We start from the raw sequence: 25064 nt of genomic DNA, 5'->3' as shown, positions 1-25064 counted from the left end.
GGGGGTGTCCTTGCGGACACTCCCTGCCTCTTCTACGGCTTCCAGACAACAAAGACTGCTCCTTTGAATTGCCTTCATAACCATCCGGAACTTGCCGCATGAAAGACCTGCTGATCGGGATCGACGCGGGAACCTCCGTGATCAAATCGGTCGCTTTCGATCTTTCGGGGCGGCAGCTTGCCATGGCGTCGGTGACCAACAGCTTCGTCACGCTGGAAGGCGGCGGCGCCGAGCAGGATCTCGATCAAACCTGGCGCGACATGGTTGAGACGGTTCGCGAACTGGCGACGAAAATTCCGGATCTCGCGCGGCGAATTGCGGCGGTGGCGATCACCGGGCAGGGCGACGGTACCTGGCTTATCGATGGCGACGGCATGCCGGTCGGGCGCGCCTGGCTATGGCTCGATGCCCGCGCCGGCCATCTGGTGGACGAGATGCGCTGCGATGCCCGAGATCGCACGCGGTTCGAGATCACCGGCACCGGGCTCAACGCCTGCCAGCAGGGCGCCCAGCTCAGCTGGCTGAAAAGGAACAGCCCGGAAATCCTGGAGCGGGCCGCCACCGCCTTTCATTGCAAGGACTGGCTCTATTTCAAAATGACCGGCGAGCGCGCCACCGATCCGTCGGAAGGCACTTTCACTTTCGGCGATTTCCGCTCGCGCAGCTATTCCGACGCGGTGCTCGACATTCTGGATCTGACGACACATCAGCGCTTGTTGCCGCCCATGCTCGAAGGCACGACCGACCATCACCCGCTGTCGCCATCGGCGGCGAGAGAGACCGGCCTGCTCGAAGGCACGCCGGTGGTGCTGGGTTACGTGGATATGGTCAGCACCGCGCTCGGAGCCGGCCTCTACGATCCAAGCGGCAATGTCGGCTGCACGGTCATCGGCTCCACCGGCATTCACACGCGCCTGGCGCGCACCGCCGACGATGTCGTGCTCAACGACAATGCGTCCGGCTATACGATCGCCATGCCGGTTCCCGGCGCCTATGCGCAACTGCAATCCAATATGGCGGCGACCCTCAACATAGACTGGCTGCTTGGCCTTGCGCGCGACGTGCTGACCGCCAGCGACGCCAAGCCTTCGCGCGACGAATTGCTGAAAGCACTCGATGCCTGGGTCGAAGGATCGGAGCCGGGATCGCTGGTCTATCAGCCCTATATTTCGCTCGCCGGCGAACGCGGCCCGTTCGTCGATCCGGATGCACGCGCGGGCTTCATCGGCCTGTCGGTCAAGCACGGCTTTGGCGATTTGGCGCGCGCGGTTCTAGAGGGATTGGCCTTCGCGGCACGCGATTGCTACGAGGCGATGGGCACGATGCCGGGTGAAATCCGCCTGTCGGGTGGTGCCGCCCGCAGTCCGTCGCTGCGCCGCATCATCGCCGCAGTGACCCGCGCGCAGGTCAGAACCAGCAGCCGCCAGGAAGCAGGCGCCGCGGGCGCAGCGATGATGGCCGCGGTCAGGCTCGGCGTCTATCGCTCCATGGATGATTGTTGCTCCGAATGGGTGACGCCGCTGCTGGGCGAATGCGACACCTATGACGAGGCGCTTTCCCACACCTACGATGCGCTGTTTCCATCCTTCGTCGCGGCGCGCCAGGCGCTGCGGCCGGTATGGAAACGCATGGCGCACCGCACAGGAGCAAAGTCTTGAGCGATACGTCTGAAGTTGTCGATCTCTTCGTGATTGGCGGCGGCGTCAACGGCGCCGGCATAGCGCGCGATGCGGCCGGTCGCGGGCTGTCGGTCATCCTGTGCGAGAAGGATGATCTGGCGCAAGGCACCAGTTCGCGTTCCGGCAAGCTGGTGCATGGCGGCCTGCGCTATCTCGAATATTACGAGTTCCGGTTGGTGCGCGAAGCGCTGATCGAACGCGAGGTGCTGCTTGAGGCGGCGCCGCACATCATATGGCCGATGCGCTTCGTGCTGCCGCATAGCCCCGAGGACAGGCCGGCATGGCTTGTCCGGCTCGGGCTGTTTCTCTATGACCATCTTGGCGGCCGTAAGCGGCTGCCGGGGACGCGAACACTGAACCTGCGGACAGCGCCGGAAGGGGCGCCGATCAAGGACGAATTCAAGCGCGGCTTCGAATATTCCGACTGCTGGGTCGATGATGCCCGCCTGGTGCTGCTCAACGCGCTCGACGCCAGTCAGCACGGCGCAAAAGTCTTCACCCGCACCGCCTGTATTGCTGCCCGACGCGAAGGCGGCCTGTGGTCGATCGACATGCAGGACGGTCGCACCGGTGCTGTGACGAAGGTCCGCGCAAAGGGGCTGGTCAACGCCGCCGGGCCGTGGGTCAACGACATTGTGAGCCGCGTCGCCGGACAGAATTCCACCCGCAACGTTCGCCTGGTGAAAGGCAGCCATATCGTCGTGCCCAAATTCTGGGAAGGACGGCAGGCCTACCTCATCCAGAACAGCGACAAGCGGGTGATTTTCGTCAACCCGTATGAGAATGATCTGGCCCTGATCGGCACCACCGACATTCCCTATGAAGGCAAGCCCGAGGAGGTGGCCGCCGAGGCCAGCGAAGTCGATTACCTGATCAAGGTGGTCAATCGCTACTTCAAGCGCCAGCTGACTGCGCAGGACGTGGTCTACAGTTTCTCAGGTGTGCGACCGCTCTATGACGACAATGCAGACAACCCAAGCGCGGTGACACGCGACTACATCTTCGAACTCGACGCCCCGAATGGCGGCGCGCCGCTGCTTTCGGTGTTCGGCGGCAAGATCACCACCTTCCGCAAGTTGTCCGAACATGCGCTGGAAAAAATCCAGCCATTCTTCCCGACGATGAAGAAAGCCTGGACCGCCAAAATTCCCTTGCCGGGGGGCGACCTGCCCAACGCCGATTTCGAGCAGTTTTTGAGCGATCTGCACGCCGAGTTTTCCTCGCTTAGCCCGTCGCTGGTGAAGCACTATGCGCGAAGCTACGGCACGCGCACGCGCGCTTTGCTGAAAGGGGTGAAAAACGAAGCCGATCTCGGCCGTCGTTTCGGCCCGGATTTCTTTGAGCGCGAAGCTGCCTTCCTGTTCGAGACCGAATGGGCGATGACTGCTGCCGATGTTCTCGAACGCCGCACCAAGCACGGGTTGCACATCAATGCGGCCGAGCGGAAAACATTTGAAGACTGGTGCGCTAACATCATGGCGGCGGCAAACTGATGGCCTTCACGCTTTCTCTCAACACCAATCCGCTGGTCAATCGTTTCGCTGATCCCGACGATTTGATCGACGCCATTGCCTATGGCATCGGCATCCGCGACGTGCAACTGACGCATGAATTCGTCAATCCGGGCTGGCCGGCGGCAACGATTGCCAAATTCCTGCGCCTGTTCAACAGCGCCCTGGCGCGGACCGGCGTGCGCGTCACCTCAGGGATGACCGGGCCTTATGGCAGGCTCAACCATTTCGGCCATCCGGACGCGGATGTGCGCCGCTACTATGTCGACTGGTTCAAGACCTTTGCCGACATCTCCGCCGAACTCGGCGCTTCGGGCATGGGCACACAGTTCGCCATCTTCACCTATAAGGATTATGACGATCCGCAACGGCGGGCAGCGCTTCTCGACGTCGCGGTCGAATGCTGGCGCGAAGTGGCCGAGCATGCCAAGGCAGCCGGCCTGACCTACCTGTTCTGGGAGCCGATGTCGGTGGGGCGGGAGTTTGGCCATACGATCGAAAGCTGCGTTGACCTGCAGGGCGCCATCGACGCGGCCAAGCTCCCGATCCCGATGAAAATGATGGTCGACATCGACCATGGCGACGTCACCTCGCCCAACCCCGCCGACACCGATCCCTATGCCTGGGCGAAAGCCTTTCCGCTGCAATCGCCGATCATCCATATCAAGCAGTCGTCCATGAACAAGGGTGGCCACTGGCCGTTCACGGCCGCCTACAACAAGGATGGTCGCATCCTTCCACAGAAGTTGCTCGACACCGTGCGACAGGGCGGCGGAACCGACAATGAGATTTGCCTTGAACTTTCCTTTCGGGAGAGGGAACCGGTCGATCATCAGGTGATTGCAATGATCCGCGAGTCGGTGGATTTCTGGGCGCCTTACATCGACAGCGGCCGCAACAGTCTCAAGCCTCGCGCTTGAGGTAAAACGCCGGCTCGAAAGCTGGCGCCGATGCTGGCCGAGAAAACACGTGTCGTCCGAATTTCGGATCGAAGGAGAAAAGAATGACCCCATATTGGGTCGGCACCAGCTGGAAGATGAACAAGACGCTGGCGGAGGCGTTGCAATTCGCCGAGGCATTGGCGGCCTTCGTGCCCGGCTTCGATCCGGCGATACAGCCTTTCGTCATTCCGCCGTTCACCGCCGTGCGGCAGGTGAAGACGGCGCTCGCCAACACACGCGTCAAGGTTGGCGCGCAGAACATGCACTGGGCCGATGCCGGTGCGTGGACGGGCGAGATTTCCCCGGTGATGCTCAGGGATTGCGGACTCGACCTGATCGAACTCGGCCATAGTGAGCGCCGCGAACATTTTGGCGAGACGGACAAAACCGTGGGACTGAAAACGGCGGCGGCGGTCAGGAACGGTTTCGTGCCGCTGATCTGCGTCGGCGAGACGCTGGCGGAGCGCGAGGGCGGCCGCGCCGATGACATCCTGACCGCGCAGGTTCTGGGCGCGCTGCAAGGCCTCGCGGACCATGAATTGTCGGCGGAAATCCTGTTTGCCTACGAGCCGGTGTGGGCGATCGGCGAGAAGGGCATCCCGGCCAGCGCCGACTATGCCGACAAGCAGCAGGCGCTGATCAAACAGGTCGCCGCCAGCCGGTTGCCGGCTGCCCCGCTTGTGCTCTACGGCGGCAGCGTCAATCCCGGCAATGCGGCCGAACTGATCGGCCAGCCGCATATAGACGGCCTGTTCATCGGCCGCTCGGCATGGCATGCGGAAGGCTATATCGACATTCTGAAAAAGGCGTCGAGCGCCATCGCGCGCTGACCAGGAAAGCAAAGGAGTTCATTGTCATGAAGATCGCACTTGGAGCCGACAGCGCTGGCAAGCCGCTGCTCGATGTCATCGCAAAGCATCTCGCCACCAAGCCCGAGTTGCAGGTCGTCGATCTCAGCCAGGCCGGCTACTACGCCGATATCGCCGCCGCAGTTGGCCACGAAATTATCGACGGCAATTACGACCGCGCCATCCTGTTTTGCGGCACCGGCATCGGCGTCAGCATCTCGGCCAACAAGGTGCCGGGCATTCGCGCTGCGCTCACCCACGACACCTATTCGGCGGAGCGCGCCGCAAAATCCAACAATGCCCAGATCATCACCATGGGCGCCCGCGTCATCGGCCCCGAACTGGCGAAGTCGATCGCCGATGCGTGGCTCGCCTCGGAGTTCGATCCGAACGGCCCCTCTGCCGGGAACGTGGATGCCATCGACAAGCTCGACGCCAAGCGCTGAAGACGGGTCTTTCCGGATAGAGTCAAGTTGAGCCTCTATCCTGTTGTTTGAAAATGACCTTTCCCGGAAGGGATATGGTCTAGCTCGTCAAGGCGGCCCGCATCGCCTCGATCACCGTTACGGCGGACGCAGCGCCTGGATCCATATGGCCAAGCGAGCGTTCGCCAAGGCGGGAGGCCCGACCCTTGGTGGCGATCATCGCCTTGGTCGCTTCCGCGCCGGCCCTTGCGGCCTCGACCGCAGCCGCAAGACTGCCAGCCAGACCCTTGCCGGCGGCCAGCGCCTCGCCCGCCGCTGTCGCGGCCGGCGCCCAGGCATCCATCATCGTCTTTTCGCCTGTTTCAGCCTTGCCGCGATCCTGTATGCCTTTGGCCATCGCCTGGAACACGGCAACGGTGTCGGCTTCGTCGAGCGTCGTCTTGCCCTTCACGGCTGCAGCGCCGCGCATGAACGCGGTGGCGTAGAGCGGACCCGAGGATGCGCCGACGGCGTTGAGGAACGACTTTGCCGCCGTGTTCAGTAAGGCGGTCGGATCGGTGGTGGCGGCGTCCAGTGCGGCCACCGCATCGCGTGCCGCGGAAAATCCAAGCTCCATCGCAATGCCGTGGTCGGCGTCGCCAATCACGCCGTCAAGCGCGCAGAGCCGGTCTCGGTCGGCTGACATGGCGTCCGCAATGCCAGCGAACATCGCGGCAAGGTGGGCAGTGTCGATCGTTGTCATGTCTTTGTCCCTTGCTGCTCTGACAGGTTTTAGCCAACGCGAAACATGGCGCAGTCGCAAGGGTGGTCGAGCATCGTCTGCAACTCCTCGTCGAGGTGGTGCAGCGTGATCGAAGCGCCGGCCATTTCGAGCGAGGTGCAGTAATTGCCGACCCAGCTTGCGTGAATGGACACACCGATATCGTCAAGCCTCTGCTTCACGCGCCGGTTCATGATGTAGAGTTCCATCAGCGGTGTCGAACCGAGCGAATTGACCAGCACGGCGACCTTCTCGCCGCGTGCCGGCGCCATCTCGGCGAGGATACTGTCCAGCATCTCGTCGGTGATCTCGTCGGCCGTTTTAAGCTTTCCGCGCGCGATGCCGGGTTCGCCATGGATGCCCATGCCGATCTCCATCTCGTCGGGTCCGATCTCAAAATTCGGCCGGCGGGTTTGCGGCAACGAACAAGGCGCCAACGCCACACCCATGGTGAATGTTTGGTCGTTGGCTTTCCGAGCGATGCGCTCGCATTCATCGAAGGACAACATGCGGTCGCAGGCGGCACCTGCCGCCTTGAAGATGAAGAAATTGCCCGCGACACCCCGTCTCTTGTGCCTGTCGCCAACGGGCGCGGACGCGACGTCGTCGGTGCTCAGCACCGTGCGCACCTCAATATCGTCCATCCCAGCCATCTCGGCCGCCATGTCGAAATTCATGACGTCGCCGGCATAGTTGCCGTACATGAACAGCACACCGGCGCCGCCATCTGCTGCCTTTGCGCATTCAAGGATCGGATCGGGCGGCGGCGAGGCGAAGACGTTGCCGATGGCCGCCGCGTCTGCCAGCCCCTTGCCGACAAAGCCGAGAAAACTCGGCTCGTGGCCCGAGCCGCCACCAATGACGAGGCCTATCTTACCCTGGCGCGGTCCGTCGCGGGCGATGATCGAACGTGGGCTGCCGTCCACGCTTTTGAGATGGCGGGGATGCGCTGCCAGGATGCCTTCCAGCATCTCGTCGACGGCGCGATTGCCGTCATTGATGATCTTCTTGGTTTGCACCGGCGTCCTTCCGATTTGGGTATTTTCATAGATGATACCGGGCGCAATCGAGATTTTCACCCCGGCAATTGATGTTTTCAAATGTTGGCTCTCTCTGGCACGGCCAGGATATGCACGCCGTCGCTTTTTTTGTCCGCCACCAAGCGAAATTCTTCTTGCCAGCGGAACGTCCGCTTGCTGATGATTTTACCTCGCCAGACGTGATGGTGAAGATGATCAAGTCCGGTAAACATCGCCATCACGACCGGCTCAACATGGCGCCGCGACGGCGTGGCGCGCGCGCATGTCGTGCCGATGCCGATGGATCTGGCCATGCCGGTCTACACGCCGGACGATTTGATGGGCGGCAATGTGCCGACTGGCACCACAGTGGCCGGGTGAAGTCCTCGTGCTCGCCCGGTCGCGGCTCCTTGTCGGCGAGCACATACAGCAGCAGGCCGAGTGGGCCCATGTAGAGGGTCACCAGGATGAACCCCCATTTCATCACCACAGGTTCGGGATTGTTGCGGTACTGATCTATGCCGACATAGAGCGTCGAGGCGGCGGCAAGAGTGAACCAGACAACAAGAAAATAGTCGATCGGCTGGACGAGCATGGGCAGAACCTGATTCTGGATCCGTGGCTGGTGATAGCCACCCCTTTTCGATGAACGCGGTCGGCGCGTTTACGATCCAGCCAGTTGAATTTGGGAGTGATGAATTCTGTCAGCTTCCGCTCTTGTCGAAGGATCGCCGCGCGGTAATTCCCCTGAAGGCGTGGGCGCTTTTCGCAACAGGAGCGGACCATGAAACATCAGACACTCGACCAACTGCATGCCATCGCCGGGATTGAGCCCTCGGCGCCACATTTGGAAATGACACGAAACGAGCGCATCGCGCGTTGGGCTGAACTTCTCGAGCAGAATCCCGAACGATGCCTTGGCGCATTTACAGGCACCGAACATCTGCACCCGGAGGCACGTGCCATGGCACGCGGCGACGGGTCGGCAATTGCTGTTGCCTTCGAAGACACGGTGCTACGCGCTTCCGGCCTGAGGGATGACACGTATGGCGAGGCCAAGCGCTTCTTCGAACTGAATGACCGGCAACTGCACGACATCGTTTGCGATTGTCATGTAGGCGCTACCATGACAGCACGGTGGGCTGCCACTAGGGTCCGCGCACTGATCGGCGAGAACAGGTTTCTCGCATGGTTGAGGCAAAGGATCATGCACTGACCAAGAGTCGGGAATTGTCGCGTGCCCGCAGCCGTGCGATTCCCGACCGCCCCATTTCTGGATCAGCGCCTGTTCTGGCGACACAGCCGGTCAGTTACGCAGTCACTTTCCCACGTTCAGCGGGGCCAGGGCGGCGGCGTGTTAACACGACATAGGCCGTCAATATAACCAGCAACAATGGCCCGCCGGCCGCGAGAACCAACCATAGCCTGGATGCAACTCATCGAATCCGTTCGTACGTTCCGACGAGTTCTGCCTGCTCGAGCAGATGTTTTTGCGCTTCCTGCCAGATACGCTGGATGCCGGCGCTTGCCGGGATGGCAAGGTTTGGTGTGTCGAGCGCGGCCAGCTGGAAATGATAGTGATGGACGCCGTGTCCGACCGGTGGTTGAGGGCCATCATAATAGGCGTTGCCAAAATCGTTCGTCGCCTGCCTGAGGGCCTGCGGACCCGGCTTGCCGCTTGCCGCCTCGGGAAGCTCCTGGGTGTCCGGGGACATGTTGAACACCGCCCAATGGCCGAACGTTCCGCTTGGCGCATCCGGATCCTGGACGACGAGAACGAAGCTCCTTGTATCATCAGGTGCCCCCGACCACTTGAGCGGCGGAGACACGTTCTTGCCGTCCCGCGTATATCTTTCAGGGATTTTTGCGCCTTCGGCAAAGGCGGAACTGCTGAGCGTGAGTGGCATGAGTTACTCCTTCGGGAGGGTTGCTACGCCGATGTCGGTGCATGGGTCGACCTCAACGACCTCCCCGACGCTTGTTGTGAGAACTTTCCTGGTTCTCTCCGCGGATGATGTTCCGATCATCGGGGTCGGCAATATCCCCCAGCTTGGGTCTGAGGTTGTTCTGCCGCGAGGCTGCGCGCTCAGCGTCGGTCTTTCCCAGCTCCGTCTTCGCGTCGAAGCCCTTGCCGGCATTCTTAGTATCCTCGCGCTTTTCGATTACGCGAAGGCTTTGCTCGTGGGTTTTGTTTCCGGCCATCGATAGCCTCCCTTTTCGCGCAATTGGGCACGCTACTTGTTCGTTCGCATTTTCTGCCTTGGATTGATCCCGCCGGCGGCCGTCGTGTCGCTCCCGACGTCGCCTTCGACCGTGTTCTCGCCTTCAAGGTCGAGCTCGTCGCCTTCCTTGATCGTGCCCTTGGAGGTTCCGATGCCCGGATTGTTCGCCAGGTCGGCAACGCTCGGGTTTTTCCACTTTGTATGTCTGGTCGTGGTCATGAGACAGCTCCTTCGACAGGTTCGGTTTCAAAACCACGGGCCGGCTGAAATGTTCCGGGCCATTTGCCGTTCGCCGACGGCTAAAGTCCGAACGGATAAGTGTCCGGAACACCAGCTCTTGCATGCTCCGGACCAAGCGGCGTCACCGCGGTGGTTTTGTCGAACCATACGAAGGCGTCGAATTGCTGGGGCAGGGAGGCGTCGGCATAGTGGCTGCGCAGTTCGGTCTTCGGCCGGTAGACCACCCCGATGAAGCGTTCCAGCCTGCGTTCCAGGAGCCGCTCGCGCAGCGCCTCGTCGCGCTTCAGGTCGAGCAGAAAACGCGGAATGCGGCAGTCATGGCAAAGCCGCTCGTAGCTGTCGGCGCGTGAGGGCCGCACCTGCTTCACCTTCATCTCCTCGCCCCAGCCGGAGGCGGCGGCTACAGTGCCGGAATGCGTGCCCAGACCGACCAGGGCAACCTTGTCGCCAAATCGTTGCCGGCAAAGCTGGCCGATATTCAACTCGTCGCGGACAACGCCCATTTCGGTGTAGCGGGCATCTCCGATATGCGAATTGTGCGCCCAAACAACCGCCTTGGAATTCGGCCCGTTGGCGTCCAGCAGATGTTCCAGCGTTTCGAACATATGCGTGTCGCGCAGGTTCCAGGATTGTGCGCCGCCATAGTACATGATCCGGTAATAACGTTCGGCGGAGGCTATCAACCGGGCGTTCTGAGCGGCATCGAAAAGTCGTTGCCGTTCTGTCGGGCATAGTCCAGTTGCCTGGCGAGCAGATCTCGGCATTGCGCGAGAGCGGCCTGCTCGCATTCCTGGTAGCCCGAGGTCAGCGCCGCCCGGCCGTAAGTGGACGGTTCGTTTTGCCACGGGGTCAGGCAGCCATAGCGCTCGCGGGCAATCTTTGCGGCCTGCGGATCAACCCGGTCAAGATAGTCGAGAACCGCTTCTATGACCCGCTCATGTTGTAGATGTCGAGGCCGTAGAACCCTGCTTGCCTGGATGGCTCGAGCTTCTCGTTGTGGTGACGCATCCAGTCGGTGAAAGCCGCCACATCGGTGTTGCGCCACATCCAGGTCGGAAACCGCTGGAATGGTGCAACCGCCCCCGCTCGCGGCTTGCGGTGGCGAACGTAGCGGTCGATCGCTGCGGCATCAGGCCAATTGGTGTGCGATCAAGGTTGCCCAATCTTCGGGCGCCGCGATGAATTTTTTATCATCGGCGCGGCGGGTCGAGGGGCGGCGCACACGAATATGTCGTGCAAACCGTGCCATTCGAACCTGGCACACACCTTGCATGTTGTTTTAGGTGCAGAGCGTCTAGGGTTCCGACTGCGGTTAGAGCGGTGCTGGTCCAAGAGATGCGACCGCCCAGGATGCATTGAGGCATCCGGCGGAACACGGCGGGCCAAAATCCCGGGAGAACCCTGCACGGGTTTGCTGGCGCGAACCTCTCCCGGATGCGCGCTCTGTAAACCCCAACATAAAGTCCGGACGCAATCCGGATCGCGAACAGGGGTACGCAATGCTTCGCAAGCTGGCCGCAATCATCCTAGCCGCAACACTCAGCCTTCCTATCGTTTCCGCTGCAGGCGCGGCGCCCAAGAAAGATTTCAAGATATGCTGGTCGATCTATGTCGGCTGGATGCCGTGGGGCTATCTTGCCGAAAGCGGCATCATGAAGAAATGGGCGGACAAATACGGCATCAATGTCGAGGTCACCCGCATCAACGACTATGTCGAGAGCATCAACCAGTACACAGCCGGCGGCTTCGATGGCTGTGCGATGACCAACATGGACGCGCTGTCGATCCCTGCGGGCGGCGGCGTCGACAGCACAGCCATGATCATCGGCGACTTCTCCAATGGCAACGACGCCGTCATCCTCAAGGACAAAGCTGCACTCACCGACATTGCCGGCCAGAAGGTCAATCTCGTCGAACTCTCGGTCTCGCATTATCTGCTGGCGCGGGCGCTGGACACGGTCAAGCTCACCGAGAAGGACATCACCGTCGTCAACACCTCGGATGCCGACATGGTTGCCGCCTATGGCACCAGCGACGTCACCTCCGTCGTCACCTGGAACCCGCTGGTTTCCGAGATCGTCGCCATGCCGGGTGCTCACAAGGTGTTCGATTCGTCGCAGATTCCCGGTGAGATCATCGACATGATGGTCGTCAACACCGAGACGCTGAAGGACAACCCCGCGCTGGGCAAGGCGCTTGTTGGCGCATGGTACGAAGCGATGCGTCTGATGACCTCGGGCACGCCGGAAGGCCAAGCAGCCAAGGAGGAGATGGCCAAGGCGTCCGGCACTGACCTCGCCGGCTTCGACGCGCAGCTTGCCTCGACGGCGATGTTCTTCGATCCCGCTAAGGCTGTCGAATTCACCAAGGGCGCCGAACTGCCGAAGACGATGGATCTTGTCCGCAACTTTCTGTTCAGCCACGGCATCCTCGGCACAAACGCGGTGAGTGTCGATGTGGTCGGCATGAGTTTTCCCGACGGATCCACGCTGGGCGACGCCAAAAACGTCAAGCTGCGTTTCGATCCAGCCTTCATGGCTGAGGTTGCAACCGCAGCGCCGTGACATAGGCATGACATGCTAGCCAGGGGCATTGGCATCATGAATGCAGTCTCCGAGGCGGGCGGGGAGGGTACGCGCCCTCCCCAGCCAGGGCCCAAGGTGCGCCTTCGCATGATCAACGCAAGGGTCTCCCGAGGTGGCGCCTTGTTTCTCGGCGCTTTGCCATTTCTGGTCGCAGCGGGCGCCTATCTGATCGCGTCGGGCAAAAGGCTGGACGCCAACCCTGCCGACAAGCTGTTGCCCTCGCCAGCACAGATGTGGTCAGCTTTCCTGGACCTTGCCACGGTTCCGGACAAACGCTCCGGCGATCTCATCTTGTGGGTCGATACCTATGCTAGTCTCGTCAGGCTGTTCGCGGGGGTGGCCGCCGCCACGCTGGTCGCCCTTTCGCTCGGCATCGCCATCGGCTTCATTCCGCGAGTGCGGGCCTTCCTGCTACCCTTCGTCACCGTCGTCTGCGTCATCCCACCATTGGCGCTGCTGCCGATCCTGTTCATTGCGCTCGGCCTCGGCGAAACGGCCAAGATCACGCTGATCGCCATCGGCGTGGCGCCGGTGATGGTGCGCGACATCGCCAACCGGGTGATGGAGTTGCCGCCGGAACTGATCGCCAAGGCGCAGACACTCGGCGGCAACAGCTGGACCATGGTTCTGAGGCTCGTGCTGCCGCAGGTCATGCCACGGCTCATCACCTGCGTGCGGCTGGCACTCGGACCAGCCTGGCTGTTCCTGATCGCCGCCGAAGCCATCGCCTCTACAGAAGGACTGGGCTACCGCATCTTCCTCGTCCGCCGCTATCTGTCGATGGACGTCATCCTGCCCTACGTCGCCTGGATTACGCTGCTTGCCGTCATCACCGACTGGCTTCTGGTGCGACTGTCCCGGGCGTTGTCTCCCTGGGCTCATCCGGTGGAGGCCAAATGAGCCGCATCGTCGTCCATGGGCTGGAGAAGAGCTATGGCGATGCCCGGGTGCTCGAGCGTGTCAACGTTACGGCCGAGGCCGGCGAATTCCTGTCACTGGTCGGCGCCAGCGGCTGCGGAAAATCGACGTTCCTGCGCATACTGCTCGGTCAGGAACAGCAAAGCGGGGGCGTGGTCATCGTCGGCGACAGCCCGATTGTGCCCGAGCCGACACCGCAGCGCGGCATCGTCTTTCAGCGCTATTCGGTGTTTCCGCATCTGACCGCCATTCAGAATCTGCTGCTGGTTGAAGACTTTCGCTCGGGTGGGCCGTTTGGCCGCGTCTTCGGTGTCAGGCGCAGAAGCGCCAGGCAAGAGGCCGAGGCCATGCTGGAACGGGTTGGCCTTGCCCATGCGCGCGACCTTTATCCGGCATCGCTCTCCGGGGGTATGCAGCAGCGGCTTGCGATTGCGCAGACCCTGCTAGGCCGTCCGCAGATCCTGCTTCTCGACGAGCCGTTCGGTGCGCTCGATCCCGGCATCCGCGTCGAGATGCACGAGCTGCTGACCGAGCTCTGGACCGAGCATGGCATGACGGTGGTCATGGTCACCCACGACATCGGCGAGGCCTTCAAGCTCGGCACTCGCGTGCTGGTCTTCGACAAGGTGCGCCACGACCCGCAGTTCCTGTCGGCCTACGGCGCGACGATCACCTACGATCTGAAGCTCGACCGCAAGAACCGGGCTTCCTCACGAGACGTGGCCAAGGTGGCCGCGATGGTCGGGACGGCCCGGCCGGATGCAGCAATGGCGACGACGGCGTCGCAAGGGAGATCTTAGAATGTTTGGAAATATTCCCGAACGCAGCCACCGCCGGGCGGGCGTGGTCGCCCGAGAGCCGTCGCGGCGTTTGCACCATCCTGATTTTGATGCCCGCGGCACGCAGGGCTGGAAGTCGATCGAGGCCGAGGGGAAGCTGCCGGAAAGCGGCTGGCGCAAGGAGCAGCAATGGGCGCTCGACATGGGCCTGCCCGGATCGGACTCGATCATCGACAAGTCGATCCCGACATTCGCGCGCGGCGAGCTGCCGCATTTCGCCGGCATCAACACCTTTCTGAAGGCGCCCTATGTCGAAAACGTCCGCGATGTCGGCAAATATGATGCGGCGGTCATTGGCATTCCCTTTGACAGCGGCACCACCTACCGGCCGGGAACCCGTTTCGGTCCGCAAGGCATCCGCCGTATCTCGGCGCTCTACACGCCTTACAACTACGAACTCGGCGTCGATCTGCGCGAACAGATGACGCTTTGCGACGCCGGCGACGTCTTCACCATTCCGGCCAACCTCGAAAAGAGTTTTGACCAGATCACCAAGGGCGTCAGCCATGTCGCCTCGTCGGGCGCGCTGCCGATCATGCTGGGTGGCGACCATTCGATCGGCTTCCCCTGTGTGCGCGGCATCGCCGACGTCACCTCGAAGCGCATCGGCATCATCCATTTCGATCGGCATATCGACATCCAGGAAAAGGATCTCGACGAGCGCATGCACACCACGCCCTGGTATTGGGCGACCAACCTGCCGAATGTCTCGGCAACCAATCTCGTGCAACTCGGCATCGGCGGCTGGCAGGTTCCCCGCTACGGCGTCGCCGAGGCGAGGAAGCGGGGCACTAACGTGCTCACCATTTCGGATATTGAGCAGATGGGGCTTGAGAAGGCGGCGGAAGTCGCTCTCGAACTCGCCTGGAAGGACACCGATGCCGTCTACATCTCTTTCGACGTCGACAGCCTTGATTGCGGCTTCGTGCCCGGCACGGGATGGCCAGAGCCTGGCGGTTTCCTGCCGCGCGAGGCGCTCAAGCTTCTCGGACTGGTGACGGCGCCGGGCATCTGCGGGCTGGAAGTGGTCGAGGTATCGCCGCCCTACGACACGTCGGACATCACTGCGCTGTTCGGTGTGCGCGTCGTCGTCGAGGCGCTCGGTTCGATGGTCGCCCACGGTAATCTCGGCAAGCATAAATCCATCATCGACAAACCGGTGAGTTTCTGACCATGCACGACGATCATGACCATTCTCATGGCCATCGCGACGGCCACCATCACCACGGGCCGAACGATCATCACACGCTTGGCCACAACGGACCCGCTGGCAAGCCGCTGCAATGGCAGACGCCGCATCTGCCACCTGACCAGGCCCAGGAGTCGCCTGTCGATCCCGCGTCGGTCGATCTCGATCTTGTTGAAACGGCCTTCCTGGAAGGATTTGCGCGAGCACCGGACCCATCCAGCTTTCTGCGTCTCGCCGGCATACCTTTTGTTGGTCAAATGGAGGACGGCGTGAGGCTTCATTTGCTGCGCGTCGAGACCGAGGACCTGGTCGATGTCGGCGCGGTCATGCCGCTCGTCGGCGGTACTGGCGTCGCCTATCATCCGTTGCCGGCGCGCCTGACATCGCACCGCCGCCGCCTTGCTTTCATCTATCACGATGGCACCCAGCAAAAACATCTCGGCTTCGCCGCGGCGCGCGCCCTTGCCGACCGTTCCGCTGCCTCGCAATTCGCCGTTCCCGGACATTGAACTCATTCGCCAACCTCATTCATCGGACAGACCCAACCATGAAAACGCTCCCAAGATTTGGCATGACTATCCTTTCGGCCTTAGCCGTCTTGACGCCCTCGCTGGCGTTCGCCCATCCGGGCGGCTATCACGTCCATGGCTTCCTGGCCGGCGTCGAGCATCCTCTGTTCGGCATCGACCATCTGCTCGCGATGGTAGCTGTCGGCATGATCGCCGCGAGAATCGGCGGGCGCGCCGTTCTTCTCGTTCCGTTGCTCTTCGTCTCCGCTATGGTCGTCGGAGCCCTGTTCGGAGTCGCCGGCATCGGCTTGCCCTCCCTTGAAACCGGCATCGCACTGTCGCTCGTGGTGTTCGGGGCGATGGTCGGTCTGGCGAAGCCTTTGCCGCTGACCGTCGCCATGTCGCTGACGACCTTGTTCGGATTGTTCCATGGAAACGCCCATGGCCTTGAGATTGCCGAAAGCGACGGTGGCCTCGCTTACGCCATCGGTTTCGTCCTCGCCACCTCGATCCTGCATGCGGTGGGCGTGTTGTCCGCCACCAAATTCGCCGGTTGGCCGGGAGCCATCCGCACCGCCGGTCTCGCCACTTCGCTGGTCGGGGTGGCCACGGCCGCGCAGTTCATCTGAATCAGTCTGCGAAGCAAGTTGCTTTCAACAGGGACGAAAACGCGATGAGACAGAAGTGGCTAATAGGGCTTCGTCGCCTTCGCGACATGCTATATCAACTGGTGAAGGCCCGCGCCGAGCGACTTTGACTATCGTCTTATAGTGATTGAGGACATGGATTGGCCGGCGACGCTGTGTTTCTCGCGTCCGAGGCCGCAAGCTTTGTTGCGGGGCAAACTCTGTTGGTGGACGGCGGAATGACCAGCGTGCTCTAACCATGTCGACTTCCCTCCCGATCAGGTCGTCGCTGGCGATCTCGGTCAAAACTGCTCCACCGATCTTTATGAGGCTGCCAAGGGTGCCGATCGTCCGTTGGCGTTTCGAATCCCTTCAACTTACGCCGAGTTTCGCAAATCCACTTTGCGTCCTGGCTAGCGTTCGAAAGGTTCGCCAAGCGAGGCGACGCCGTTCAGCCTGAGCAGGCGGCGGTCTGCCGAGATGACACCGAGCACGATGATCGTAACGAGATAGGGAAGGCTGGAAAGCAGTTGCGACGGTACGTCCAGACCGGTCGCCTGGGCGGCGAGGCTCATCAGCGAAACCGCGCCGAAGAGGCAGGCACCCAGGAAGATGCGGCCAGCGAGCCACGTACCGAAGACAACGAGTGCGATCGCGATCCAGCCACGTCCGGCAATCATACCGTCCGCCCAAAGGGGCGTGTACACCGCCGCCGCATAGGCGCCGGCAAAACCCGCCATCATGCCACCAAAGGCTATCGCCGCGACACGGATAGCGATGACCGGATAGCCGATGGCGTGGGCCGCCTTGGGATTCTCGCCGATTGCCCTCACGACAAAGCCGACCCTCGTATAGGCAAACATCGCCCAGATCGCGAACGTCACGGCAAGGGAAAGCCATACGACGACGTCCTGGACAAACAGCCTGCCGACTACCGGGATTTCCGAGAGGCCGGGAAAGGCGAGCTTCGGGAGCCCCTTGACCGTCAGGCTCTCGTAGCTTTTGCCGAACAGCGCCGAAAGGCCCTGGCCGAGGATGCCGATCGCAAGGCCTGTCGCGACCTGGTTTGCCCGGAATCCGAGTGCCAGCATTGCAAAGACGAGGGACAGGACGGCGCTACCGAGGCCGGCGGCAACGAAGCCCAGCAGGTGTCCACCGCCGTGGTAGACGACGATGAACGCGAGCACCGCGCCGAGGGCCATCAGGCCCTCCACGCCGAGGTTAAGGACGCCGGCGCGCTCGACCACCAGCTCGCCGAGTGCGGCAAGGAGAAAGGGGGTTGCCGCTGCTAGCATGCCTGAAATAATGAACTCGACGGCGTTCATGGCTGGCTCCGGTGATAGGGGCGGCGCCATTCGATGCGGTAGCGCACGAAGGCCACAGCGACGAGATAGGCGAGCAGCAAGCTGCCTTGGAAGACGCGGACGGCTGCGATCGGCAGGTTTGCCGACACCATCGCATTGTCGCCGCCGATATAGAGGACAGCCATAAAGAGCGCGGAAAAGATTATGCCGATCGGATGCAAGCCGCCGAGATAGGCGACAATGATGGCCGCATAGCCGTAGCCGGTCGAGATCGAGCGCTGCAACTGGCCGAGCGGCCCCGCGACTTCCGCGGCGCCTGCCAGTCCCGCCACCAAGCCACCGATCAGAAGCGATAGCCAAATCGCACGCCCTTCGCTGAAGCCGGCGTAGCCGGCCGCGCGCGGGGCAAGGCCGCCGACCTTGAGCTTATAACCCATGAAGCTTCGCTGCATGAAAACCCAGGCCACCAGCGAGAGCGCGAGTGTGATGAGCAGTGAAACGTTGACGCGGGTACCGGCGATCAGGGTCGGCATCACCGCGTCGCTCTGAAACATCACGGATTGTGGGAAATTGAAGCCGGCCGGGTCCTTCCAGGGGCCGAGCAGCAGGTAGTTGAGGACTTGTGCCGCAACGAGGCTCAGCATCAGGGAGACCAGGATCTCGTTCGCATTGAGCCTGACGCGCCAGAAGGCGGTGATAGATGCCCAAAGCGCACCGCCGACGGCACCGAGAAGCAGCATCAGCGGCCAGATCCACTGCCCGGTCGCCTGCGGAAACCAGACGGGGATCGCCGAGGCGAAAATAGCGCCCAGGATGAACTGGCCCTCCGCGCCGATGTTGAACACTTTTGCGCGGAAACCGATCGCCAGCCCCTGCGCGATGAGGAGAAGAGGCCCCGCCTTGAGCAGCACCTCCGCGAACGATGCCCAGGAGAGGAACGGCTCGAGAAGCATCGCGTACAGGACGGCCGCCGGATCTCGGCCTATCAGCACATAAAGGCCCAGATTGAGGATGATCGCCATGCCAAGCGCGGCAGCCGGTGCCAGCATGGCCGCGACGAGCGAGGCATGCTCCCGGCGGACGAGCGCGGGGAGGAACGTCGCGGCCCAAACGCTCATGCAGGAACCTTCTCTGGCGAGGCATGTGCTCCGATCATGTATCTGCCGATGTCTTCGGGGCGCGTATCCCGCGTGACCAGAGGCGGACTCAACATTCCATGATGCAGCACCTGGATGAAATCGCTGAGTTCGAAAAGTTCCTCGAGTTCCTCGGAAATAACGAGGATCGCCACGCCCAGGTTGCGCAACGCAATGAGCCGCCTTCTGAGGGCGGATGCAGCGCCAATGTCTACGCCCCAGGTCGGCTGCGCCACGAAGAGCAGCTTTGGCGAGAGCATCATCTCGCGACCGACGATGAATTTCTGCAAGTTGCCGCCGGACAGCGAGCCCGCTTCGGCATCCGGGCCGGAGGCGCGGACGTCGTGCTGTCGGATGCATTCTCTGGTGAAAGCCGTCGCTCCGGCGCTGTTGATGAGGCCGCGCCTCACGAGATCGAAAGGATGGGCGGTAAGAACGGTGTTGAGCACGAGCGACATTTCAGGGACCGCGCCGCGTCCGAGCCGATCTTCGGGCACGAAGGCGAACCCTAATCTCCTGCGGGCGGCCGCATCAAGTGTGCCTACGTCGCGGCCCATCATGTAGATTCGGTCGCGCTGTTCCTTCAGCAGCATCGCTTCGCCTGAGATGAGCGCGGCAAGTTCGCCTTGGCCATTACCCGATATTCCGGCGATGCCAAGGATCTCGCCTGATCGTACCGTGAGGCTGATGCCGGAGAGCGGCGTGGCAAAGGGGTCATCCGGCGTGTAGTCCATGCCGATTATTTCCAGCCGCTTCTCTCCCTCGGGCATGGCCAACGCCGGCATCACATCCGGCATGTCGCGGCCGATCATCATGCGGGCGAGGTCGTGCGCATCATGGTCGCGCGGGTCGACGGTGCCGATAACGTGCCCTCCACGCAGGATGGTCGCCTGGTCGCAGATCGTGCGAATTTCCTCCAGCTTGTGGGAGATGAAGAGGATGGAGACGCCGCGGTCGCGAAGGCGCCTGAGCGTGTCGAACAGCGTCTTCACTGCCTGCGGCGGCAGCACCGAGGTCGGCTCGTCGAGAATGAGCAGCTTCGGGTCCGTCATCAGGCAGCGGATGATCTCCACCCGCTGCCGCTCGCCGACCGAGAGCGCGTGCACATCGGCGAGAGGATCTACTTCAAGGCCAAAATCTTGGCCGAGGGTGCGGATGCGCCCCGCCAGCTCCGTCTTGCCGCCGGGCACGACGAGCTGGATGTTCTCGACAACAGTCAGCGTCTCGAACAGCGAGAAATGCTGAAAGACCATGCCGATGCCCCTGCGCCGTGCCTCGGCCGGCGAGGCAAGGCTCAGAGGCTCTCCGTCCCAGACGACGGTGCCCTCGTCCGGCTGTTCGACGCCATAGATGAGTTTCATCAGCGTCGATTTGCCCGCCCCATTCTCCCCGAGGATCGCATGGATCGATTGGGGCGCCACGTCCAGATCGATGGCCTGGTTGGCCCGGATCTGGCCGTAGCTCTTCGAGATGCCGCGGAGCGACAGAAGGGGCGGGGTCATGACTTACTTCGGCAGTGGTGTGGTGACACCCTTGACGTGCCAGTCCATCGCGACGATCTCGGGATCCGCCATCGTCGCACCGGCGGCGGCGGCTTCGCTGCCGTCGGCCTTGATGATTGGACCTGTGAAGGGCGCGAAGCTGCCGTCGGCGATCTTCGCCGCCACTTCCTTGATCTTCGTCATCGTGTCGGCTGGGATATCGGAGCTCCAGTCCACGACCTCCACCACCTTTTCGGCGACACCGAGGAAGGCGTTGGCGCCCTTGAACGTTCCGGCGAGATGGGCATCCACGGAAGCCTTGAAGAAGGGCGACCAGTCCGTCGCGATGCAGCCGAGGTATTTATTCGGCGCATATTTCTTCATCGACGAATTGAGGTTGAACGCGTAGACGCCAGCCTCCTCGCAGGCCGAGATGACGGAGGGCGTGTCCTGCGCGTTCGAGAAGATCACGTCGCAGTTCTGTGCCATCAGCGCCTTGGCGGCTTCCTGTTCCTTGGCCGGGTCGAACCAGGAGTTCACCCAGACGACCGATACTTCGATAGCGGGATTCACGGTCTGTGCGCCGAGCGTAAATGCATTGATCGAGGTGATCAGCTCCGGAATGGCGAAGGCCGAGACGGAGCCGAGCTTGCCGGTCTTGGAAAGAGCTGCGGCGGCCATGCCGAGCAAGTATGTGCCTTGGAAATACTTCGCCGCGAAGGGCGAGAAATTCGGCGCGGTCTGGAAGCCGGAGGCATGCAGCACGGTGATCCCAGGATCGCGGCGGGCGATCTGCAGTGCACCATTCTGGTAGCCGAATGAGCCGGCGATCAGGAACTTGTTACCGTCGGCGACAGTCTTGTTCATGATCCGGTCGGCGTCCGGCCCCTCGGCGATGTTCTCGATGACGGTGATCTTCACCTTGTCGCCGTATTCGGCCTTGACCGGCTCGAGGCCGGCGGCGAGCGCATGGCCCCAGCCGACATCGCCGACCGGCGACGGGAGCACGAGCGTGATACCGAGCGGCTCGTCGGCCGCGAAGGCGGGACGGCCGCCAAGCGCGCCGGCAAGCCCTGTCGCGGCAAGGCCCTTCATCAGAGTTCTGCGGGTCAGGTAGTTCAGCATGTCAGTTCCCCTGTTTTAAGTTGTCAGAATTCCACTGCAGCAAGAGCGGCTTCCGCGTCTGCAGCAAGCCGGGCCTCGTCCAGCCCGGTAAACGCACCCTTTTCCCAGACGATGCGGCCGTTGATCATGGTCATGTCGGTGGGCATGCCGATGCCGACCTTCGCAATCAGGCTCAATGGATCGTGGCGCGTGCCGACATAATCCATGCGGCGGGTGTCGATCGCGAAGAGATCGGCGGCCATGCCGGACGACAGTCGGCCGATGTCCTTGCGGCCCAGAAGCGCGGCCCCGCCCGTTGTCGCATAGCCGAGGAAATCGGCCGGCGCAGGCACGGGATGAGCGCGCGTCGAGGCCGCCAGGCACTGCAGCATGTAGGCGGAATGGATGCAGTGCATGAGGTTGGAATTGTCGTTCGAGGCAGCACCGTCGCAGCCGAGACCGACGCGCAGGCCAAAGGCGGACATGGCGGGAATATCAGTCACCTCCGCACCCACCAGATAGACCGGCTCTGGGCAATGCGAAACACCGGTGCCGCTCGCCGCCATCACCCGTAGTTCGTCATGCGTCAGCTCCCAGCAATGGGCATAGAAAGTGTCTCGGCCGGCAAATCCGAGTTCCTCGAGATAGTCCACAGTGCGCATGCCATGGCGGGCCTCGATGACCGGGCTTTCGCCCTCGCCGACATGGGTGTGCATCCGCACCCCGCGATCACGCGCCAGCGAAACCGATTCCACGAAGGTCTCGCGGTAGCAGTTGACCGGCTGGCAGGGAGCGACCACGACCTGACGCATGCTGAAGGGACTGGTGTCGTGATAAGTGTCGATGAGGCGTGCGCAGTCGACGATGAATTCGTCCGTGGTCTCCAGCATCTCGTCTGGAATGGTCGAGCCTTCCGATTTTGGCAGCGTGTTGCCGCCGCGGCCCGCGTGGAAACGCATGCCGAGAAGGTCGGCCGCTTCGAACTGCCGGTCGATGAGCCGCTTTCCGGCATGGCGTGGAAAATTGTACTGGTGGTCGAAGGCCGTCGTGCAACCGTGCTTGATCATCTCTGCCATCGCCGTGATCGAGGCGTGGTAGAAACAATCCTCGTTGAGCCGGCAGAAGATCGGATAGATCCGGTCGAGCCATTCGATGACCGACAGCTTCGTCCAGTCGAGTTCGGCACGGTTGCGCACAAAGCACTGAAAGAAGTGATGGTGGGTGTTGACGAGGCCGGGATAGACGAACCAGCCGTCGGCGTCCTGCACGATAGTACCGGCCGGCAACTCGCTTCTGTGCAGGCCTTCCCCGATTGCCTCGATCTGCGGGCCATTCGTCAGCACATCGACATTGCGCCGGACGCTCGGACCCCTGCCCTCGTCGGTGATGACCGCTGCGCAATTCTTCAGGAGATAGCCGGTCACCTCACGCCTCGTCCGGGCAGGGGTCGCGGTTCGGGCTTCAACTCGTGCAGCCGGTGGATACCAGGCATCTCGATGAAGTTGTCGAGGCTGCGGAGCGCTCGCGACCAGAGCCGGATCGTGGGATACGGGTCGAGGGAAACGCCCCCGTCGGGCGCGAGCGCGACATAGGGAAAGCAGGCAATGTCGGCAATTGTCGGCAGGTCGGACGCGAGAAACCGATTGCCACGCATTTTTTGTTCGAAGAGGCTGGCTTCCAGTTCGCGTAGTGCCGCTATGCCATTGGCCTGAAGCGCACCGATGTCACCGGGGCGCAGCAGCATCTCATGCAGGCGCGCGCCGCCGAGGTTGGTGGTCAGCCTATGCGAGAAGGAAAGCCATTGCTGGATGCGCGCCGTCTCCTCAGGGGCGCCGCTGCCGAGCCAGGCCGGTGCTGCCCTCGCGGCGAGATAGCCAAGCATGGCGGAAGACTCGGTCAGGATCAGGTCGCCGTCTTCAAGGATCGGGATGGAGCCTCCCGGATTAAGCGCCATAAGCTCGGGGCCGCGATGCTCGGCGCCGGGATGGAAGTCGACGGGACGGATTTCGAGCTTCACGCCTGACAGCGCCGCCATCAGGCGCACCTTGTAGCAACTTGGGGAGAGGACGTAGTCGTAAAGCTTCATTGTGCCACCAACTGCGCGCCGTAGGTATAATTGTGGCGTTTCAGCCAGCGGCGATAGGCGACCGAGGTCAGGTCCGCGCGCGTGGGGATTTCCATGCTGGGATCGAGCGGCAGAAGCCGCGGGATCTGGTTTTCGAGGATCGAGCGGTCTTGCAGAAAAATCGTCTGCTGGAAGTGGATGAGGTCGGTCAGTGGTGTCTCGTCATCGAAAAGCGCCATCCACGGCCAGACGTCGCAGAGATCCTCGGCAAGCGGCTGGACGAATAGCGCAATGACATCCCATTCGCCCGGGCGCGGCGGGCAGGTCTTGTAGAGGACGGAGCAGGTCGGAGCCGGCACGCGGTACATGTATTCCGTCGTGATACCTCCGCTCGCGGATTTCGCCGCCTGCGGCTGGTAGAACTTCACCTGGGTCGCCCAGACCTCGTCCTCTTCCTCGCGGATCTCGACCTTGTAGTCTTCGACCTCGGTATGCGGCTCCGAGCCGAGGATGTCGGTATGGACGAAGGGGAAGTGTGCGATGTCGAGGAAGTTCTCGACGGCGCGGAGCGGCGAGCAGCGCACCCGCACCACACCGACATCGACGAAACGGCGCCCGGGCTGGTCCGCCTCGGGAATCGGAAAGACCGGTTTCTTCGGTTCGCCGAGCGACGACCAGATATGGCCATAGCGCACCGAAACCGGCAGCACGCGCCCGTTTTCGCCTGTCACTTTCGCCGCGCCATTGGCGTCGAGCGCAACCTTGATCGGTCCGCCCATCAGGGTGGTCTCGCGCCCATCGCGGTCGAGCCTGCTGAAAAGCCCGACCGGATACCATTCGTCGCGCATCGCATCGTCGATCATGACACGCCCCCTTTCGCCTCGATCCGTTCGGCCATGCGCCGAAGGCTCTCGGCGGCTCGCGAGGCGGCGATGCGCTCGGACGCGCTGCAGTCGGCTGTAACAAGGACATGGATCAGCGTCTCGCCGGCTTCCTGCGGGATGGGCAGCAGGCGGATTGCCGGCGCGCCGGGCGCCTGCCAGACGAATCCTTCAACGGCGGCCTTCGTACCGGCAGCGACAGAGAGTGCCGAACATCCGGCACGGGCCGTCAATGAACGGAGCGGGACGTAACCCTCAAAAAGGGGTGGGTTGTCGTCAGGCGCTCCATCAGCGACCCAGATGATCCCACCTGCCTCTACGACAGACCGGGTCGCAACGCGAATCGTCTCCGGCGGCGTGAGGCTGGGATGGGCAGGAATGCGCAGACACTGACCGGCCTGCGAATAGGTCCAGCCGTGATAGATGCAGGAGAGCGCCTCGCCGCGCACGAAGCCATGGGAGAGGCGCATGCCGCGATGCGGACAGCGATCCGCCGATGCCGCCACGCGCCCCGATTGGCTTCGCCAGAGGGCAATGGGACCGGCGGGCGTCCGCGCCGGCATTGCCTGTCCTGTTGGCAGATCCTGGGAAAGGGCGACCGGCACCCAGGTGTCCGTCTTGTCGGACAGCATGACCTTAACTTCCGTACTGATACCACTGTTTGCCGACCAGAGATGCCAGCGCAAGGAGTTGGCGAACCGCTCGATGGGCTGACGTATGCATAATTATTTCGCAATTGCAATATTGATTAAATTAAGTGCAAACGGACGGTAACCACACAC

The 25064-nt window shown here is 62.3% G+C and carries 27 protein-coding genes, 2 pseudogenes and 1 riboswitch; of the genes and pseudogenes, 13 read left to right on the top strand and 16 right to left on the bottom strand.

What is annotated here, in order from left to right:
- The first annotated feature begins 98 nt into the window (after positions 1-98).
- From ACYHH6_RS28585 to derI, 5 genes are all read left to right on the top strand, one after another.
- Positions 99-1658 (top strand): FGGY-family carbohydrate kinase, encoded by a 1560-nt coding sequence (locus tag ACYHH6_RS28585; RefSeq protein ID WP_352583459.1) that lies wholly within the window; start codon positions 99-101, stop codon positions 1656-1658.
- Positions 1619-3172 (top strand): glycerol-3-phosphate dehydrogenase, encoded by a 1554-nt coding sequence (locus ACYHH6_RS28580; protein WP_435053218.1) that lies wholly within the window; start codon positions 1619-1621, stop codon positions 3170-3172. The genes ACYHH6_RS28585 and ACYHH6_RS28580 overlap by 40 nt, the downstream gene beginning before the upstream one ends.
- Entirely contained in the window at positions 3172-4110 is a 939-nt protein-coding gene (locus ACYHH6_RS28575) for a sugar phosphate isomerase/epimerase family protein (protein WP_352583463.1), read from the top strand. The genes ACYHH6_RS28580 and ACYHH6_RS28575 overlap by 1 nt, the downstream gene beginning before the upstream one ends.
- An 83-nt stretch (positions 4111-4193) precedes the next feature.
- Positions 4194-4961 (top strand): triose-phosphate isomerase, encoded by a 768-nt coding sequence (locus ACYHH6_RS28570; protein ID WP_352583464.1) that lies wholly within the window; start codon positions 4194-4196, stop codon positions 4959-4961.
- A 26-nt stretch (positions 4962-4987) separates the two neighbouring features.
- Positions 4988-5425 (top strand): D-erythrulose-4-phosphate isomerase, encoded by a 438-nt coding sequence (derI, locus tag ACYHH6_RS28565; RefSeq protein ID WP_352583466.1) that lies wholly within the window; start codon positions 4988-4990, stop codon positions 5423-5425.
- Between the two features lie 79 nt (positions 5426-5504).
- Here the strand turns inward: derI and dhaL are convergent, their stop codons facing one another.
- The 4 genes and pseudogenes from dhaL to ACYHH6_RS28545 all read right to left on the bottom strand — a co-directional run.
- The gene (dhaL, locus tag ACYHH6_RS28560) at positions 5505-6146 is read right to left on the bottom strand and encodes a dihydroxyacetone kinase subunit DhaL (RefSeq protein WP_352583467.1); all 642 of its coding nucleotides are present in this window, start codon (positions 6144-6146) and stop codon (positions 5505-5507) included.
- A gap of 29 nt (positions 6147-6175) precedes the next feature.
- The gene (locus ACYHH6_RS28555; protein WP_352583469.1) at positions 6176-7183 is read right to left on the bottom strand and encodes a dihydroxyacetone kinase subunit DhaK; all 1008 of its coding nucleotides are present in this window, start codon (positions 7181-7183) and stop codon (positions 6176-6178) included.
- A gap of 77 nt (positions 7184-7260) precedes the next feature.
- On the bottom strand, positions 7261-7422 hold the full coding sequence (locus tag ACYHH6_RS28550; protein WP_352583471.1) for a hypothetical protein: 162 nt from the start codon (positions 7420-7422) through the stop codon (positions 7261-7263).
- 107 nt (positions 7423-7529) lie between these two features.
- Positions 7530-7778: pseudogene (locus tag ACYHH6_RS28545) on the bottom strand (copper oxidase); the annotation flags it as partial.
- 189 nt (positions 7779-7967) lie between these two features.
- Here ACYHH6_RS28545 and ACYHH6_RS28540 point away from each other — a divergent pair.
- On the top strand, positions 7968-8399 hold the full coding sequence (locus ACYHH6_RS28540; protein WP_352583472.1) for a hypothetical protein: 432 nt from the start codon (positions 7968-7970) through the stop codon (positions 8397-8399).
- A gap of 220 nt (positions 8400-8619) precedes the next feature.
- Here the strand turns inward: ACYHH6_RS28540 and ACYHH6_RS28535 are convergent, their stop codons facing one another.
- The 4 genes and pseudogenes from ACYHH6_RS28535 to ACYHH6_RS28520 all read right to left on the bottom strand — a co-directional run.
- A complete protein-coding gene (locus tag ACYHH6_RS28535; RefSeq protein ID WP_192259690.1) occupies positions 8620-9090 on the bottom strand; it encodes a YbhB/YbcL family Raf kinase inhibitor-like protein in 471 nt (156 codons plus the stop codon).
- A gap of 52 nt (positions 9091-9142) precedes the next feature.
- Positions 9143-9385: a hypothetical protein gene (locus tag ACYHH6_RS28530; RefSeq protein ID WP_352583475.1), complete on the bottom strand. Its 243-nt coding sequence runs from the start codon at positions 9383-9385 to the stop codon at positions 9143-9145.
- Positions 9386-9417: 32 nt separating this feature from the next.
- Complete coding sequence (locus tag ACYHH6_RS28525; protein WP_352583477.1) at positions 9418-9624, bottom strand: hypothetical protein; 207 nt, start codon at positions 9622-9624, stop codon at positions 9418-9420.
- 80 nt (positions 9625-9704) lie between these two features.
- Positions 9705-10785 (bottom strand): annotated as a pseudogene (locus tag ACYHH6_RS28520) (erythromycin esterase family protein); the annotation flags it as partial.
- 143 nt (positions 10786-10928) lie between these two features.
- A riboswitch (guanidine-I (ykkC/yxkD leader) is annotated at positions 10929-11044 on the top strand.
- A gap of 100 nt (positions 11045-11144) precedes the next feature.
- Here ACYHH6_RS28520 and ACYHH6_RS28515 point away from each other — a divergent pair.
- The 7 genes from ACYHH6_RS28515 (at position 11145) to ACYHH6_RS28485 (ending at position 16568) form a co-directional block, all read left to right on the top strand.
- A complete protein-coding gene (locus ACYHH6_RS28515) occupies positions 11145-12209 on the top strand; it encodes a putative urea ABC transporter substrate-binding protein (RefSeq protein ID WP_352583479.1) in 1065 nt (354 codons plus the stop codon).
- Positions 12210-12317: 108 nt separating this feature from the next.
- A complete protein-coding gene (locus tag ACYHH6_RS28510; RefSeq protein ID WP_352583480.1) occupies positions 12318-13130 on the top strand; it encodes an ABC transporter permease in 813 nt (270 codons plus the stop codon).
- The gene (locus ACYHH6_RS28505) at positions 13127-13948 is read left to right on the top strand and encodes an ATP-binding cassette domain-containing protein (protein ID WP_352583482.1); all 822 of its coding nucleotides are present in this window, start codon (positions 13127-13129) and stop codon (positions 13946-13948) included. The genes ACYHH6_RS28510 and ACYHH6_RS28505 overlap by 4 nt, the downstream gene beginning before the upstream one ends.
- Position 13949: 1 nt before the next feature.
- Positions 13950-15158, top strand: coding sequence for an agmatinase family protein (locus ACYHH6_RS28500; RefSeq protein ID WP_112559951.1), 1209 nt, complete (start codon positions 13950-13952; stop codon positions 15156-15158).
- A 2-nt stretch (positions 15159-15160) separates the two neighbouring features.
- Positions 15161-15685: a hypothetical protein gene (locus ACYHH6_RS28495; protein WP_352558237.1), complete on the top strand. Its 525-nt coding sequence runs from the start codon at positions 15161-15163 to the stop codon at positions 15683-15685.
- Positions 15686-15747: 62 nt separating this feature from the next.
- Entirely contained in the window at positions 15748-16314 is a 567-nt protein-coding gene (locus tag ACYHH6_RS28490) for a HupE/UreJ family protein (protein ID WP_352583484.1), read from the top strand.
- Positions 16315-16487: 173 nt separating this feature from the next.
- Entirely contained in the window at positions 16488-16568 is an 81-nt protein-coding gene (locus tag ACYHH6_RS28485; RefSeq protein WP_435053238.1) for a hypothetical protein, read from the top strand.
- Between the two features lie 156 nt (positions 16569-16724).
- Here ACYHH6_RS28485 and ACYHH6_RS28480 read toward each other — a convergent pair whose 3' ends face one another.
- Genes ACYHH6_RS28480 through ACYHH6_RS28445 form a run of 8 tightly spaced genes read right to left on the bottom strand, consistent with a single transcriptional unit; the run spans position 16725 to position 24914 of the window.
- Entirely contained in the window at positions 16725-17636 is a 912-nt protein-coding gene (locus ACYHH6_RS28480; RefSeq protein ID WP_352583486.1) for an ABC transporter permease, read from the bottom strand.
- On the bottom strand, positions 17633-18733 hold the full coding sequence (locus tag ACYHH6_RS28475; RefSeq protein WP_352583488.1) for an ABC transporter permease: 1101 nt from the start codon (positions 18731-18733) through the stop codon (positions 17633-17635). Before ACYHH6_RS28475 ends, ACYHH6_RS28480 begins: the two co-directional genes overlap by 4 nt.
- Entirely contained in the window at positions 18730-20253 is a 1524-nt protein-coding gene (locus ACYHH6_RS28470; RefSeq protein WP_352583490.1) for an ABC transporter ATP-binding protein, read from the bottom strand. Before ACYHH6_RS28470 ends, ACYHH6_RS28475 begins: the two co-directional genes overlap by 4 nt.
- A gap of 3 nt (positions 20254-20256) precedes the next feature.
- Positions 20257-21354 (bottom strand): BMP family ABC transporter substrate-binding protein, encoded by a 1098-nt coding sequence (locus ACYHH6_RS28465; RefSeq protein WP_352584311.1) that lies wholly within the window; start codon positions 21352-21354, stop codon positions 20257-20259.
- A gap of 26 nt (positions 21355-21380) precedes the next feature.
- On the bottom strand, positions 21381-22760 hold the full coding sequence (locus ACYHH6_RS28460) for an amidohydrolase (protein WP_352583492.1): 1380 nt from the start codon (positions 22758-22760) through the stop codon (positions 21381-21383).
- A complete protein-coding gene (locus ACYHH6_RS28455; RefSeq protein WP_112559959.1) occupies positions 22757-23422 on the bottom strand; it encodes a glutathione S-transferase family protein in 666 nt (221 codons plus the stop codon). The genes ACYHH6_RS28460 and ACYHH6_RS28455 overlap by 4 nt, the downstream gene beginning before the upstream one ends.
- Entirely contained in the window at positions 23419-24264 is an 846-nt protein-coding gene (locus ACYHH6_RS28450; RefSeq protein WP_352583495.1) for an aromatic ring-hydroxylating dioxygenase subunit alpha, read from the bottom strand. The genes ACYHH6_RS28455 and ACYHH6_RS28450 overlap by 4 nt, the downstream gene beginning before the upstream one ends.
- Complete coding sequence (locus ACYHH6_RS28445) at positions 24261-24914, bottom strand: Rieske 2Fe-2S domain-containing protein (protein ID WP_352583497.1); 654 nt, start codon at positions 24912-24914, stop codon at positions 24261-24263. Before ACYHH6_RS28445 ends, ACYHH6_RS28450 begins: the two co-directional genes overlap by 4 nt.
- Positions 24915-25064: the final 150 nt, after the last annotated feature.

The sequence above is a fragment of the Mesorhizobium sp. P171375 genome, assembly GCF_057786075.1.
The sequence above is the reverse complement of the archived record's forward strand: the minus strand, read 5'-3'. Positions and strand labels throughout refer to the sequence as shown.

Coding starts and splice junctions, on each gene's coding strand:
- ACYHH6_RS28585 (WP_352583459.1), top strand. CDS start 99: ATGAAAGACCTGCTGATCGGGATCGACGCGGGAACCTCCGTGATCAAA.
- ACYHH6_RS28580 (WP_435053218.1), top strand. CDS start 1,619: ATGGAAACGCATGGCGCACCGCACAGGAGCAAAGTCTTGAGCGATACG.
- ACYHH6_RS28575 (WP_352583463.1), top strand. CDS start 3,172: ATGGCCTTCACGCTTTCTCTCAACACCAATCCGCTGGTCAATCGTTTC.
- ACYHH6_RS28570 (WP_352583464.1), top strand. CDS start 4,194: ATGACCCCATATTGGGTCGGCACCAGCTGGAAGATGAACAAGACGCTG.
- derI (WP_352583466.1), top strand. CDS start 4,988: ATGAAGATCGCACTTGGAGCCGACAGCGCTGGCAAGCCGCTGCTCGAT.
- dhaL (WP_352583467.1), bottom strand. CDS start 6,146: ATGACAACGATCGACACTGCCCACCTTGCCGCGATGTTCGCTGGCATT.
- ACYHH6_RS28550 (WP_352583471.1), bottom strand. CDS start 7,422: ATGGCGATGTTTACCGGACTTGATCATCTTCACCATCACGTCTGGCGA.
- ACYHH6_RS28540 (WP_352583472.1), top strand. CDS start 7,968: ATGAAACATCAGACACTCGACCAACTGCATGCCATCGCCGGGATTGAG.
- ACYHH6_RS28535 (WP_192259690.1), bottom strand. CDS start 9,090: ATGCCACTCACGCTCAGCAGTTCCGCCTTTGCCGAAGGCGCAAAAATC.
- ACYHH6_RS28530 (WP_352583475.1), bottom strand. CDS start 9,385: ATGGCCGGAAACAAAACCCACGAGCAAAGCCTTCGCGTAATCGAAAAG.
- ACYHH6_RS28525 (WP_352583477.1), bottom strand. CDS start 9,624: ATGACCACGACCAGACATACAAAGTGGAAAAACCCGAGCGTTGCCGAC.
- ACYHH6_RS28515 (WP_352583479.1), top strand. CDS start 11,145: ATGCTTCGCAAGCTGGCCGCAATCATCCTAGCCGCAACACTCAGCCTT.
- ACYHH6_RS28510 (WP_352583480.1), top strand. CDS start 12,318: ATGATCAACGCAAGGGTCTCCCGAGGTGGCGCCTTGTTTCTCGGCGCT.
- ACYHH6_RS28505 (WP_352583482.1), top strand. CDS start 13,127: ATGAGCCGCATCGTCGTCCATGGGCTGGAGAAGAGCTATGGCGATGCC.
- ACYHH6_RS28500 (WP_112559951.1), top strand. CDS start 13,950: ATGTTTGGAAATATTCCCGAACGCAGCCACCGCCGGGCGGGCGTGGTC.
- ACYHH6_RS28495 (WP_352558237.1), top strand. CDS start 15,161: ATGCACGACGATCATGACCATTCTCATGGCCATCGCGACGGCCACCAT.
- ACYHH6_RS28490 (WP_352583484.1), top strand. CDS start 15,748: ATGACTATCCTTTCGGCCTTAGCCGTCTTGACGCCCTCGCTGGCGTTC.
- ACYHH6_RS28480 (WP_352583486.1), bottom strand. CDS start 17,636: ATGAACGCCGTCGAGTTCATTATTTCAGGCATGCTAGCAGCGGCAACC.
- ACYHH6_RS28475 (WP_352583488.1), bottom strand. CDS start 18,733: ATGAGCGTTTGGGCCGCGACGTTCCTCCCCGCGCTCGTCCGCCGGGAG.
- ACYHH6_RS28470 (WP_352583490.1), bottom strand. CDS start 20,253: ATGACCCCGCCCCTTCTGTCGCTCCGCGGCATCTCGAAGAGCTACGGC.
- ACYHH6_RS28455 (WP_112559959.1), bottom strand. CDS start 23,422: ATGAAGCTTTACGACTACGTCCTCTCCCCAAGTTGCTACAAGGTGCGC.
- ACYHH6_RS28450 (WP_352583495.1), bottom strand. CDS start 24,264: ATGATCGACGATGCGATGCGCGACGAATGGTATCCGGTCGGGCTTTTC.
- ACYHH6_RS28445 (WP_352583497.1), bottom strand. CDS start 24,914: ATGCTGTCCGACAAGACGGACACCTGGGTGCCGGTCGCCCTTTCCCAG.